Origin of the sequence: Prevotella sp. HMSC073D09, from assembly GCF_001814145.1 — a bacterium.
Taxonomy (GTDB): Bacteria; Bacteroidota; Bacteroidia; order Bacteroidales; family Bacteroidaceae; genus Prevotella; species Prevotella conceptionensis.
Genome location: NZ_KV815079.1, coordinates 37,719 through 50,337, shown reverse-complemented (window position 1 = coordinate 50,337; position 12,619 = coordinate 37,719). Strand labels below are relative to the sequence as shown.

Genomic DNA, 12,619 nt, shown 5'->3' with positions numbered 1-12,619 from the left:
ATAAGTTAACAAGTTGATAAGTTAACAAGTTGATGAGTTAACAAGTTGACAAGTTAATAGATGCAGCCATCCTTTCACCTTTTAAAGGGCGTGAGCCATCTTTTCACTTTTTCACTCTTTCACCTTTTCACCTTTTAAAGGGCGTGAGCCATTTTTCACCTTTTCACCTTTTCACCCTTTCACTTTTACAACAATGCGATGGGTAAATAAAAAACGCATCTCCATGAAGAAGATGCGCTTGTTGGTTGGGATACTCGGACTCGAACCAAGAATGACAGGACCAGAATCTGTAGTGTTACCATTACACCATATCCCAATGCTTGTTTTTGCACTGCAAAGTTACTACTTTTTTCGTATTTGCCAAACGATTTATTAACTTTTTTGGCCATGCCTGCATCTAGGCGATGTGTAGCCAACACCTTCTTGCATGGGCATTAAGCTGTTATGCCAGTCTTGATATGCTTGTAATGATGTATTTCTGTTGCAATTTCAACTTCCTATGGTGTGTTTGGTCTGTGTCTTCTTGGCCATGCTGCAAGTTTGAGTTAAGCCAGATACCAAGTAGCGAGGTCAATGGTTCTATAGCCGTTGGTGGTTTTTAATGTCGAGGCTTGTCTGCACCCTGCATTATGGTCTGTTGCTTGTCGTGTGGCTCTCTTGGTTTGTACGTCTTACTCTGGCAGGTTTCGTTTCCTTTCTCCGTTAAATTTCCTCAAATGCAAAACGTTTTTTTTAGGGTTTGTTTTTAGTTGGTATATTTTCACTATATTTGCAAATAAACATTTAGCGAGAAAGAAAAATGAGAGTCGGTTTGTTTGTTCCATGCTATGTTAATGCCTTGTATCCCGAGGCAGGCGTGGCTACATATAAGTTATTAAAACACTTCGGGGTGGACGTAACCTATCCCTTAAAGCAGACTTGTTGCGGTCAGCCTATGGCCAATGCGGGGTTTGAAAAGAAGGCAGTACCATTGGCCGAGAAGTATGAAAACATGTTTAAAGCGTTTGATTACGTTGTTGCACCATCGGCATCGTGCGCTGCTTTCGTAAGGACACACTATCCACGCTTGCTTAGTGGCGAGAAACACGTTTGCGAAACATCTACAAAGACGATGGATATTGTGGAGTTTCTGCACGACATCCTTCAAGTAAAGGCTCTTCCTGGGCGTTTCCCATTCGTAGTGAGTGTGCATAACAGCTGCCACGGCGTTAGGGAATTGGGGCTTTCTGCGCCATCAGAACTGAACATTCCCACCTATAATAAAATGGTAGACCTGTTGCAACTGGTGGAAGGAATTACCGTAAAAGAGCCCGAACGCAAAGACGAATGTTGCGGATTTGGCGGCATGTTCGCCATAGAAGAACCAGAAGTGTCGGTGAAAATGGGGCACGACAAGATACAACGGCACATTGATACGGGGGCGCAATACGTTACGGGTCCCGATAGTTCGTGTCTGATGCACATGGAAGGGGTGGCTAGAAGAGAGAAAAGCCCCATTAAGTTTATTCATATTGCACAAATTTTAGCTGCAGGATTATGAGTACCTTACATTCTAGAAAAGCCGCTGCTGCATTGAAGAACGTGGATAAGATAACGCGACACGACCAAACTTTTTGGTTGATGCGCGGCAAACGCGACCTCATGGAACACAAGTTGCCCGAATGGGAGAGCCTTCGCGAGCATGCCAGCGAAATAAAGCGGCATACGGCTACACATCTGGCTCAATATTTGGAGCAGTTTTCTAAGAACCTAGAAGACAATGGCGTGATTGTGCATTGGGCGGAAGATGCGCGAGAATTTAATCAAACCGTGTTGGAGATATTACAGCAGCATGGGGTGAAGAAATTGGTGAAAAGTAAGTCGATGCTTACAGAAGAATGCGAGTTGAACCCTTATTTGGAGGCACAAGGTATCCATGTGGTGGAAACAGATTTGGGCGAACGCATCTTACAGTTGCTAGATGAAAAGCCTAGTCATATCGTGGTGCCTGCCATACATGTTACGCGCGAAGAGGTGGGAGAGCTGTTTGAGCGCGAGGGTATTAGCAAAGAGATTGGCAATTACGACCCCACATACCTTACGCAATGTGCAAGACATAGCTTGCGCAACGACTTTATGGATGCCGATGCGGGCCTTACTGGATGCAACTTTGGCGTTGCCGAAACGGGCGATATCGTGGTTTGTACCAACGAAGGCAATGCGGATATGAGCACGTCTATGCCTAAATTGCACATTGCCGTAATGGGATTAGAGAAGGTTGTGCCCGATTATCGTTCGCTGGCTGTGTTCCAACGGCTGCTGTGCCGTAGCGCAACGGGTCAGCCTTCAACCACATACACCTCGCATTTTAGGAAAGCACGACCAGGAGGAGAGATGCACGTGGTGATTGTTGACAACGGAAGGAGCAACATGATTGCTAATGATGAGCATTGGCAAACGTTAAAATGCATCAGATGTGGCGCTTGTATGAACACCTGTCCGGTGTATCGCCGTTCCACTGGCTACTCTTATTCTTACTTCATCCCTGGTCCCATAGGCATCAACTTGGGCATGTTTAAAAGTCCACAGCAACATAGCGGCAACCTTTCTGCTTGTTCGCTCTGCCTGTCGTGCGACAATGTGTGTCCCACGAAGGTAGCTCCTGGCTCGCAAGTGTATGCTTGGCGGCAGTCGTTAAGCGGTTTAGGTCTTGCCAACTCAACCAAGAAACTTATCTCTAACGGCATGGGCATGGTGTTTTACAACCCATCGTTGTTCAGCATGTCGCTTAAATTCGCGCCCATCGTTAACCATTTGCCACGCTTTTTGGTGTATCATGGGTTGAACGATTGGGGAAAGGGTAGGGAGATGCCCGTGTTTGCTAGTGAGTCGTTTGAACAAATGTGGAAGAAAGGAAAGGTGAAATGAAGAAAGAAGACTTGTTTGAGAAGTTGAAACGCAATACACATGTGCATTGCGACATGCCCGATATGAACATGGTTGGCATTGTTTACGACGACCCTTTGGCGCAATTTTGCGAGATGGTGGTTGCTGTTGGCGGTAAGGTTGCAGTGCTGGCAGATGGCGAAGGCGTGAATGAGGCCATCAAACGGCTCTATCCAGATGCCAAGGTCTTTGCATCTAACTTACCCGAAATAACGATTGCCACGCTAAATCCCGATACTGTGGCCGAGGCGCAAGACCTTAACGGAACGGACGTGGGCATACTTCGGGGTGAATTGGGCGTAGCCGAAAACGCTTGCATTTGGGTTCCGCAAACAATGAAAGAAAAGGCGGTGATGTTTATTAGCGAAGAGTTGGTGTTGCTGCTCGATCGCAATAAACTTGTGCACAACATGCACGAGGCATACACGAAGATTGCGATGAACGATTATGGTTATGGCTGTTTTATCAGCGGACCATCTAAAACTGCCGACATCGAGCAGGCTTTGGTAATGGGTGCACAGGCAGCACGAGGCGTAACAGTGGTGTTGACGTAGGGTACACGTCCATTTGCCGTGCCCTTATAATAAGGTGTGCTCCCTACGTACGCGATGGTTCCGTGGCTCGACCACTCGCTTAATGACTTTTAAAACACTTGTTTATGTCACGCCATTAAGCCCTGAACAAGAAAATCTGGCAGCAAGTTTGGCCTTAACCGAACCGCTGCCAGATTTTATTTTTGATAGATGTATGCGGCAGTCCGCACACCTATTTTATATCAGGTATTGTGAAGAGATACTCTGGTTTGATTCAACCCTGCGAATGGTTTCGGCGAACATGTCGGCCACAGACAATTGCCTTACCTTCGGGCAATTGTTGTGGTAGGGAATAGAATCGGTGAAGACTATTTCTTCAAGCGATGAGTTCTGCACCCTTTCAGAGGCTGGCCCACTCATTACGCAGTGCGAGGCGCAAGCCCTAACACTTTTGGCACCAGCGGCAATCATCACGTCGGCAGCTTTGGCGATAGTCCCTGCGGTGTCTACCATGTCGTCGATAAGTACCACGTTCTTGCCTTCTACTTCGCCGATAATCTGCATACTCTCTACTTCGTTGGCACGTGCACGGGTTTTGTTGCATAACACCAAGGGGCAACCCAGGTACTTGGCATAGGTGTTGGCGCGCTTACTTCCGCCTACATCGGGCGAGGCGATAACCAAATTGTCGAGTTTAAGGCTTTCCAAGTAGGGCAGGATAACGGCCGATGCGTAGAGGTGGTCTACGGGAACATCGAAGAAACCCTGGATTTGGTCGGCGTGGAGGTCCATCGTTATCAAACGATTGATGCCGGCAACGTGCAACAAGTCGGCAATGAGTTTGGCGCCGATGCTTACGCGCGGCTTATCTTTGCGGTCTTGCCTAGCCCATCCGAAGTAAGGAATGACAGCGTTGATGGTTCTGGCCGAGGCTCTTTTGGCAGCGTCAATCATAAGGAGTAGCTCCATCAGATTGTCTGAATTGGGGAACGTGCTCTGCACCAAGAACACGTCTCTGCCACGCACCGTCTCTTCATAAGATACCGCGAACTCGCCGTCTGAGAAGTGTGTCACCACCAGTTTGCCCAAGGGACAACCAAGGCTAGCGCATATCTTTTCGGCAAGATACATGCTTTTCGTGCCTGAAAAAATTAAAAAAGAGTTTTCTTCACTCATTTCTTTAATGGTTTAATATGTGATTGATTGTTATCTCTTTGCCTTTATGAACTAAATGAATTGTTATCCTACAATCTTTTGGAAGTTTCGGAAATGGGCGAGCAAGTCGCGGAAGTCGATTCCGTTGTGTATGTCGAACCGTTTCCAAAGGTCGCTACACACCACCACGCCACCAAAGCCCAACTCCTTGGCCATCCGCACATTGTCGACGTCGATGCCGCCTAGAGCGTACACACGCTTGTCTATAAGCCCTTTGTCGGCTGCATCTTCCAGCTGCTTAACCGAGAAACTGGAAGGCTTGTCGGCGTTACCCGCACAGCTGAATATGCGTCGTAAGAAGACGTAATTGCTGTTTTTCTTCATGTCTTTGAGCAAATCGAGGTCTTCGCAGGTTCTGCTTATTTTCCCTTTGATGCCGTTTGGCACAATCTCCGTCGGCTTGTTGAGGTGTATTCCTGCCAAGTCGTATTCGTTTTTCAGCCTGAAATGCTCGTGTACCACAATCTTGTCGTGATATCCTTCGGGGATTAACGACAACAGTCTTTCCGAAAAAACGAGCTGTGAACCAGGCTTATATAGGTGCAACTTGTCCATCCCCTCGTCGAAAAGAGCAGTAAGTATCTTGTCTTCCTCTACAAAGAATGTAGATTTTGTCATAATTACGAGCTTCATTGCAGCCATTTATTTCACATGCAAAAGTAGGAATTTTATGGCAAACCTGCAATTTAAACAATATAAAAGTTACCTTTGCATACGCAAATCATTGAGATATGAGAATTAACTTAGATACTTTCGAAGAAGTGCGCAGGCCGATGTACATTGTGGAGGAGGCCAAACTGAGGCGCAATTTGGAACTTATCGCCTCAGTGTCGGCAAGGGCTGAGGTGGAAATTATACTTGCTTTCAAGGCTTTTGCCTTGTGGAAAACCTTCCCCATCTTTAAAGAGTACATCCGTTCTACCACTGCCAGCTCGCTTTCTGAGGCGAAATTGGCTTTCGAAGAGTTCGGTTCGAGGGCGCACACCTATTCTCCTGCATACACCGACGATGAGATTGAGGAGATTGCCAGCTGTTCTAGCCATCTCACTTTCAACTCGCTAACGCAGTATGAGCGTTATGCCGCGCTCGCAAAAGAACGTAATGCAAGTCTTTCTTTGGGCTTGCGAGTTAACCCAGAGTACTCGGAAGTAGAAACAGAGCTGTATAATCCATGTGCTCCTGGTACGCGATTTGGCCTGTCGGCAGAACGGTTACCAAGTCAGTTGCCGACGAACATCGAGGGTTTTCATTGTCATTGCCATTGTGAGAGTGGTGCCGACGTGTTTGCTAGAACCTTAACGCACATCGAAAGCAAGTTCTCCGGGTGGTTCCCTGCATTGAAATGGATTAATTTTGGTGGGGGACACCTGATGACGCGCAAGGATTATGATGTGGAATTGCTCATTGATACGCTGCGTTCGTTTAAGGAACGCCATCCTCATTTGCACGTAATACTCGAACCTGGCAGTGCTTTTGCCTGGCAAACGGGGCCGCTTGTGGCTCAGGTGGTAGACATTGTTGAAGACAAAGGCATACAAACGGCCATCCTAAACGTGAGCTTTACTTGCCACATGCCCGACTGTTTGGAGATGCCTTACCAGCCTGCGGTTCGCAATGCGCAGTCGCTTGAATTGGAGGCAGCAGTGAATGGCGGTGCCAAACACATTTATCGCTTGGGTGGCAACAGCTGTTTGTCGGGCGATTTTATGGGTTCGTGGCAGTTTGACCATGCCTTGGCCGTGGGCGAGAACGTCATATTTGAGGATATGATACACTATACCACGGTGAAGACGAACATGTTTAACGGCATTTCACACCCCTCGTTGGCCATTGTTCGCACTTCGGGCGAACTGGAAATGCTGCGCACTTATGGCTATGAAGACTATAAGGCTCGGATGGATTAGCACCCGTAGCACCGCTTTTTTTGAGAAAATGTTTTTTACCACAACGCCCCGCTTAACCACTGTAAGAGTTAAGCGGGGCGTTGCAGTAAATGTATGTAAACGTAGATGATGCCTTTTTTACTTGCTTGCCTGTGTGGGGCAGGGGACATCTTTCGTTGTGTTATTCCTCCTCATCTTCAACGGCCACTTGGTCTACCGACACTTGCCTGTCGATTAGGGCGTTGAAAGAGATAATGGTCTCACTGCCCGAAAGTCCGAGCGGTTGTAGCTTATCGTGGATGATGGACATCAAGTGGCGGTTGTTGATGGCATACAACTTGATGAAGAGGTCGTAGTTCCCAGTGGGAACATGGCACTCAACCACCTCGGGTATCTTCTCCAAAGCCTCTGCCACTTTGTCGGAAGTGCTGGGGTCTTTGAGGTGAAGTCCAACGTAGGCACACGTTTCATAGCCCACTTTTTCGGGGGCAAGAATAAATCGCGAGCCTTTTATTACGCCCAAATTTAAGAGCTTTTGTATGCGCTGATGTATGGCAGCACTACTAACTTTGCAAATGCGCGCCACCTCTAAGAAGGGTGTGCGTGCGTCGGCAGAGATAAGTTGAAGTATCTTCTTGTCCAGAAGATCTAGATTATGATGTGACATATTTATTCAATTTCTTTGCAAAGGTAACATATAAAAATGAATTTGGCAAGTAGCCGAGAGGTAAGAAAAGTCTTTTTACTGATTGTTTTGGAAACTGTCAAAATGCTCAGCGCAACCTCACACTGGCGTAACAGCCTTACAATGTAACCTTTTCGGCGATTACTTCTACCTTTAATGCTTGTTATAATGTTATTACTGTTTCTTAATTGTATGCTTATTTTTATGTTATTTAACCATGCGTGGGTGCGGTTAAAGGTTGTTGGTAGGTAAAGCTTGGCTTGGGTTCTGTTGGTAGCGAACAAACAGACGGCGCAACTTAACGCTTGCTTTTGCTTTGCGTGGCGGTAAAGTTCACGTTGTACACTCTTGCCTCCCGCAAGGCTTGTTTCACTTCGGCGATGGTCTTCATCTTCGTATCTTTGTCGGCTTTTATTGATGCCGTTAGTTCTTTCGCCTCGTCGGGAGAGTGTTTGGCGCGTTCGGCAGCAACGTATTTCCTTAGTTCGGAAAGGGGAATAACCTTGTCGTTGAATTGCACGATGGTGGTTTCAGAGTTGTCGGTGCGCTTTTTTTCGATGGGCTTACCTATATATATGTGCATCACCGACGACTTCTTGGCAAGCCGATTCAGTTCTTTTCCCTGTGGCACTTGATACCTCACCTTCACTGTAACATTGCGCATGTGGGTTACAATCATGAAGAAAAACAACACCGTAAATATCAAGTCGGGCAGCGACGAGGTGTTGAGTGCGGGTATTTCGTGGTTTCTTTTGCTCCTACGTATCATGCTTATGGCGTGTTGTTATCCTTATTGTCGAACGATTCCACCATGCGTTGGGGCATCAATCGGTTCACTTCGTCTTTCTCTTCGGTCGAACATAGCGCGTAAGGATGGCGATACATCTTTACGGCCAGTTGGTTTTTAAGTTGGTTAAAGGTAGATACGATGGCATCTTGCACATGAAAGTACGTATCATAGTTCGCGTTTTCGCTCGCTTGTAGCTGTATAAGATGGTTTCTGCCTTTACGGGCTACGAACTTTTTCAGCTTGCTTTTTAGTTCGTCCAGCGCGCTGGGCTCATCGTCAACAAGAATTTTATTGTTGCCCGTTATATACACCTTGATGATGTTGTCCTTATTAACCAGACTCTCCTCTTGCTTGTTCTTTTCTACGGGCGGCAACTTCCTAGACAACCCCTTGTCGAGGTCCATTGATGTGGTGACAAGGAAAAAGATGAGCAACATAAACGAAATGTCGGCCGTTGATGTGGCGTTGAGTTGCGGAACAGTTCTTCTTCGTCGGGCAAACATGGGCTTTCCTCCTCTTTATCTTTTGCGGTAATAACGGGTAGACCCGAAAACAACGGCAGCAAATGCCAGAAAAAGCAAGATGCCGATGGTGTAAATGAACATGTCGGAGAGTTTGAGAAGGAACTTATTGGCAAACAACGAGCCATTGACCACCATCTCCTTAGACGACCCGAAGAGCAGGGCGAGCAACAGGATGACGGCTGTTCCCACGAACACGGCATACGAAATGGCGCGATAGGGGACGTTGTTCTCCGTGCCGTTGCTCTTTCCCGAAACACTAAATCCTTTAATGGCACTCCAAATGGCACATGCCAAGGCCAGTAAGAAGAGCACATACATCGTGTCGAGAACCACACCCGTGAACATGGGCGCAGTGATGTCGGGGTTGAATACATAGGGAATGTCGTAGCCCACCATGTAAAACAGCCCGAAAACAACGACGCACAAGCCCACCAACACGTAGAAAACGCGTTGCGAGAGCCGTTCGGAAGGGATGTTTCTGAGGTTTAACCTTTTCATTTCGACAGCTTATGTTTCATAATAGAGTCGAGTAACGTAATGGACGACTCTTCCATTTGGGCCACCAAATGCTCTATTTTAGAGAGTATGTAGTTGTAGAACACCTGTAAGACAAGTGCCACAATGATACCGAAGATGGTGGTGATAAGGGCTACTTTCATACCTGCGGCCACCACAGGTGCGCTGATGTCGCCTGCTTGCTCTATCTGGTCGAAGGCCATTACCATACCGATAACCGTGCCCAAGAACCCCAACGAAGGAGCCATAACGATGAAGAGCGTTATCCATGAGCAGCCTTTTTCGAGGTTGGCCGATTGAACGGTGCCGTACGAAACGATTGAACGTTCGATATTGTCTATCGTTTCGCTGATGCGTGTCAGTCCTTGATAGCAGATAGATGCCACAGGCCCGCGCGTGTTTCGGCATTGTTCCTTTGCTCCTTCTATGTCGCCTGCACTTATTTTCGCGTCTAAGTCGGCCATAAAGCGTTTGGCGTTAATCTCCGAGAGGCTAAGATAGATGATGCGTTCGATACAGAAAGCCAGTCCTAGCACCAATGCCAAGGCCACGAGCGACATGAAACCTGCGTTACCTTCGATGAATTTCACTTTGAGCGATTGGTGTAGTCCCATGCTTTCTTCTGTGTCGGCAAGGTCTAAGGCGGGGCTTGGCAATGGCACGGCAAGCGTGTCGGGCATGGCCTTTGCCGTGTCTTTGGGTTGCACCTGTGCGCTAACGCTGTCGGCAGGCTTTGCTTTACGTGGCGTAGGTGTCTTGCTGTTGCCTTGCGCTTGCAGTTGGGCTGTTGCAGCGAAGAGCAACAGAACTATGAATAATAAGTGGCTTAACTTGTGTCTCATTGATGTAATCAGTTGTCGGCGCATTATATGAACGCCGTTTTTTCTTCTCTTTAATGTGGTTTGAAAATATTTGCAAATGTAGTGAATTTAAAGCAATTGTCGCTTAAATGCCTTCGTGCTTGGCTCGTTTTTAGCAAGTATTAATCTTTCGTTGCAGCCAAGGGGGCATTGGGTTGCCATGCAAACGGGGGCGAAACACAAGCGGCAGGCGGGCGGCTGGCCCTTATCCGTTTTCCTCCTCCGGCTTTTTTTGCTGATACTTCTTATCCATTCGGGGCAACCCATCTAAGCGAACCTTCCACGTTCCGTCTTGTTTCACCAGTTGCAAAGGAAAGGTAGCACTCTCTTTCAGTCTGCCAGGCTTGCCAATAGAGTCGAGAACGAAGAAGTTTTCCACGTTCAACGCCACTTCGGCAGCAACGCCTTTGGTGTCGCCTTGAATTATTTCGTAAGCGTAAGCAAAGTTGTTGGGCAGGCTTTTCATCTGCTCCAAGTCTTCGGGTTGCACTTGGCTGGCGGCAAATTGCAGCCATTTCTTCGAGTCGGGTGTACAGAACTGGGCAGCCTTGTCGAGCCGCCAATTGAAGAAATAGACGGCGAACGAGTCTACGCTGCCGTCAAATTCGCGCGAAAAGGTAACCTTGCGCACGTCGCAACCAACAAGCAGGGTGGGGAAGAGCAATGCGCATACGGCGAGGAACTTTTTCATGTGTCAGTTAATTTAGCAAAGACAAAGGTAGGAAAAACTTTGGTTATTTCGCGCTTTTTCTCTAATTTTGTGGAAAACTTTAAACGCAGGATGTTGAATTTCATATCGTTGGGAAGCGGTAGCAGCGGCAATTGCTATTACTTATATACAGAAACAGAGGGACTTCTTATAGATGCAGGTGTGGGTATTCGCACTTTAAAAAAGCATTTTCGTGAATACGGCCTTTCGCTTGCACACATACAAAATGTTCTAATCACACACGACCATGCCGACCATGTTAAGTCTGTTGGCAGTCTTAGTCGGGATTATGGGTTGCCTATCTATGCCACCCATCGCGTTCACGTGGGCATTGAGAAGAATTATTGCGTTCGGTGCAAGGTAAGTCCCGAACGTTTGAAGTTGGTTGAGAAAGGTGTTGCATTTCGTTTGGGCAGCTTTACGGTTACGCCCTTTAATGTTCCGCACGACAGTTTAGACAATGTGGGCTACCAAGTGCAGTTTGGCGACATTACGTTTTGTTTGCTTACCGACGTGGGAGAAGTGACCGACGAGATGAAACCTTTTATCAATGCGGCCAACTACTTGGTGATTGAGGCCAACCATGATGTGGAAATGCTTTCGGGCGGCCCTTATCCGCAGCACCTTAAAGAACGTATTTTGGGTAAAACGGGCCATCTTAGCAATGTGGACTGTGCCGAGGCATTGGCTCAAAACGCGTCTGAAAAACTTCGCCACGTTTGGCTTTGTCATCTAAGCGAGGAGAACAACCACCCCGAATTGGCCAAGAAAACAGTAGAACAGACTTTGCGCAGCTATGGTATCGTGGCTGGTAAAGACTTTGAGTTGGAGGTTTTGAAACGTAAAAGTCCAACAGGCGTGTACGAGTTGACCTAGGTTTCTAAGCCCTTTAAAGCTCTTTTTGTTTGATTAGTCTTAATTGTATTGAAGGCAGGGGGCAAGTGCTTACTAGCCTATTAAACCCAAATCTGACGTTGGCAACCCACTTGTACTCTTTTCCCTAATGTCCACCGGGGTGTTAATTCTGTTGCTTTTACTTTACAAAACACCTCCCGCTTACCACTCCCTTCTAGCGGAAATATAGGTTATAAAGTAGGTAAATAGCTACTATTTCTAACCTTTCACGTCTTTGGTTTTGTCTGTTTTTAAGAACCTAACCTGCATTTTGCACCATTTTGCCTTTCTAGATTGGTTGCCAACTCGTATTTTTTCAAGCCCAATTACCCGCTTTTAGACCCTAAAACCCCACTTTTTAACGGCTGTTTTGCCCCTTTTAGCCATGTGTTTCATGGGTCGAAAAGGTTTTATTTATACCATTTCAGTGTATGTTTATGCTTTTCGGCTCACATTTTACGACATTTTACCTTGCATTTAGCAGCATTTTACCTTGCGTTTAGCACCAAAACGCACTGCATTTAGCACCAAAACGCACTGCGTTTAGCGGCATATTGCACTGCATTTAGCAGCAAAACGCACTGCATTTTACTGCAAATAGCCCAAAAGAGGGTGTAAATGGCGGTTTTGGGGAATATAAATTCATTTTGCCTCAATCACAGTCTAACCCTTTTTTGCATCAAAAGAAACCTCTGCGAGAATCGAATTTTTGCGGCCGTGTTGACAATTGGGGGAGAAAAAGGTAGCCATAATGTTAAAACTTGCACTGAAAATTAGACATATTTTAGTTGACGAGTTGACAAGTTCTTATGCCGTGCTTTGATACAAGTTCTGCCCCACGTTTGACATAAGAACATAAGGGACATAAAGCGGATCAATGTCTTTTCTGGCTTAGATAGCCAACATGTTAATAGGTGCAGCCATTTTTTCGCCATTAGGAGTTATTGGGTGGAGGAGTTAAGGGATGGAGGAGTTAAGGAGTTATGGAGTTAAGGAGTTAAGCCAATTGCAATGGTGGCGTTAGCCATTCTTTCACCTTTTCACCTTTTAGAGGCGCAGCCATCTTTTCACCTTTTCACCCTTTC

The 12,619-nt window shown here is 46.7% G+C and carries 13 protein-coding genes and 1 tRNA gene; 5 read left to right on the top strand and 9 right to left on the bottom strand.

Features of this window, described 5'->3' with window-relative positions:
• Nucleotides 1–242: 242 nt before the first annotated feature.
• A tRNA-Gln gene (locus HMPREF2955_RS06010) sits at nucleotides 243–316 on the bottom strand.
• A 483-nt stretch (nucleotides 317–799) separates the two neighbouring features.
• On the opposite strand from HMPREF2955_RS06010, the gene HMPREF2955_RS06005 reads away from it, so the two are divergent.
• The 3 genes from HMPREF2955_RS06005 to HMPREF2955_RS05995 are packed head-to-tail and all read left to right on the top strand — an operon-like array spanning nucleotide 800 to nucleotide 3,479.
• Complete coding sequence (locus HMPREF2955_RS06005) at nucleotides 800–1,540, top strand: (Fe-S)-binding protein (RefSeq protein ID WP_070721824.1); 741 nt, start codon at nucleotides 800–802, stop codon at nucleotides 1,538–1,540.
• Nucleotides 1,537–2,907, top strand: coding sequence for a lactate utilization protein B (locus tag HMPREF2955_RS06000; protein WP_070721822.1), 1,371 nt, complete (start codon nucleotides 1,537–1,539; stop codon nucleotides 2,905–2,907). The genes HMPREF2955_RS06005 and HMPREF2955_RS06000 overlap by 4 nt, the downstream gene beginning before the upstream one ends.
• On the top strand, nucleotides 2,904–3,479 hold the full coding sequence (locus HMPREF2955_RS05995; RefSeq protein ID WP_070721819.1) for a LutC/YkgG family protein: 576 nt from the start codon (nucleotides 2,904–2,906) through the stop codon (nucleotides 3,477–3,479). Before HMPREF2955_RS06000 ends, HMPREF2955_RS05995 begins: the two co-directional genes overlap by 4 nt.
• 216 nt (nucleotides 3,480–3,695) lie before the next feature.
• Here HMPREF2955_RS05995 and HMPREF2955_RS05990 read toward each other — a convergent pair whose 3' ends face one another.
• On the bottom strand, nucleotides 3,696–4,634 hold the full coding sequence (locus tag HMPREF2955_RS05990) for a ribose-phosphate pyrophosphokinase (protein ID WP_044260242.1): 939 nt from the start codon (nucleotides 4,632–4,634) through the stop codon (nucleotides 3,696–3,698).
• A gap of 63 nt (nucleotides 4,635–4,697) precedes the next feature.
• Nucleotides 4,698–5,306 (bottom strand): thiamine phosphate synthase, encoded by a 609-nt coding sequence (locus tag HMPREF2955_RS05985; protein WP_210401280.1) that lies wholly within the window; start codon nucleotides 5,304–5,306, stop codon nucleotides 4,698–4,700.
• A 98-nt stretch (nucleotides 5,307–5,404) separates the two neighbouring features.
• On the opposite strand from HMPREF2955_RS05985, the gene nspC reads away from it, so the two are divergent.
• Nucleotides 5,405–6,577 carry a carboxynorspermidine decarboxylase gene (nspC, locus tag HMPREF2955_RS05980; RefSeq protein ID WP_070721816.1) on the top strand — a complete coding sequence of 391 codons (1,173 nt, stop codon included), beginning with the start codon at nucleotides 5,405–5,407 and terminating at the stop codon, nucleotides 6,575–6,577.
• Between the two features lie 160 nt (nucleotides 6,578–6,737).
• On the opposite strand, the gene HMPREF2955_RS05975 is transcribed toward nspC, so the two are convergent.
• From HMPREF2955_RS05975 to HMPREF2955_RS05950, 6 genes are all read right to left on the bottom strand, one after another.
• Nucleotides 6,738–7,223, bottom strand: coding sequence for an Lrp/AsnC family transcriptional regulator (locus HMPREF2955_RS05975; protein ID WP_009229441.1), 486 nt, complete (start codon nucleotides 7,221–7,223; stop codon nucleotides 6,738–6,740).
• Between the two features lie 316 nt (nucleotides 7,224–7,539).
• Nucleotides 7,540–8,010, bottom strand: coding sequence for an ExbD/TolR family protein (locus tag HMPREF2955_RS05970; protein ID WP_083317639.1), 471 nt, complete (start codon nucleotides 8,008–8,010; stop codon nucleotides 7,540–7,542).
• 2 nt (nucleotides 8,011–8,012) lie between these two features.
• Nucleotides 8,013–8,534: an ExbD/TolR family protein gene (locus HMPREF2955_RS05965; protein WP_070721813.1), complete on the bottom strand. Its 522-nt coding sequence runs from the start codon at nucleotides 8,532–8,534 to the stop codon at nucleotides 8,013–8,015.
• Between the two features lie 15 nt (nucleotides 8,535–8,549).
• Nucleotides 8,550–9,053 carry a hypothetical protein gene (locus HMPREF2955_RS05960; protein ID WP_070721810.1) on the bottom strand — a complete coding sequence of 168 codons (504 nt, stop codon included), beginning with the start codon at nucleotides 9,051–9,053 and terminating at the stop codon, nucleotides 8,550–8,552.
• Nucleotides 9,050–9,913 carry a MotA/TolQ/ExbB proton channel family protein gene (locus tag HMPREF2955_RS05955; protein ID WP_070721808.1) on the bottom strand — a complete coding sequence of 288 codons (864 nt, stop codon included), beginning with the start codon at nucleotides 9,911–9,913 and terminating at the stop codon, nucleotides 9,050–9,052. Before HMPREF2955_RS05955 ends, HMPREF2955_RS05960 begins: the two co-directional genes overlap by 4 nt.
• Nucleotides 9,914–10,136: 223 nt before the next feature.
• Nucleotides 10,137–10,622, bottom strand: coding sequence for a hypothetical protein (locus HMPREF2955_RS05950; RefSeq protein WP_070721806.1), 486 nt, complete (start codon nucleotides 10,620–10,622; stop codon nucleotides 10,137–10,139).
• A 90-nt stretch (nucleotides 10,623–10,712) separates the two neighbouring features.
• Here HMPREF2955_RS05950 and HMPREF2955_RS05945 point away from each other — a divergent pair, with 90 nt between their 5' ends.
• Nucleotides 10,713–11,516, top strand: coding sequence for an MBL fold metallo-hydrolase (locus tag HMPREF2955_RS05945; protein ID WP_009229447.1), 804 nt, complete (start codon nucleotides 10,713–10,715; stop codon nucleotides 11,514–11,516).
• The last annotated feature ends 1,103 nt before the right edge of the window (nucleotides 11,517–12,619 follow it).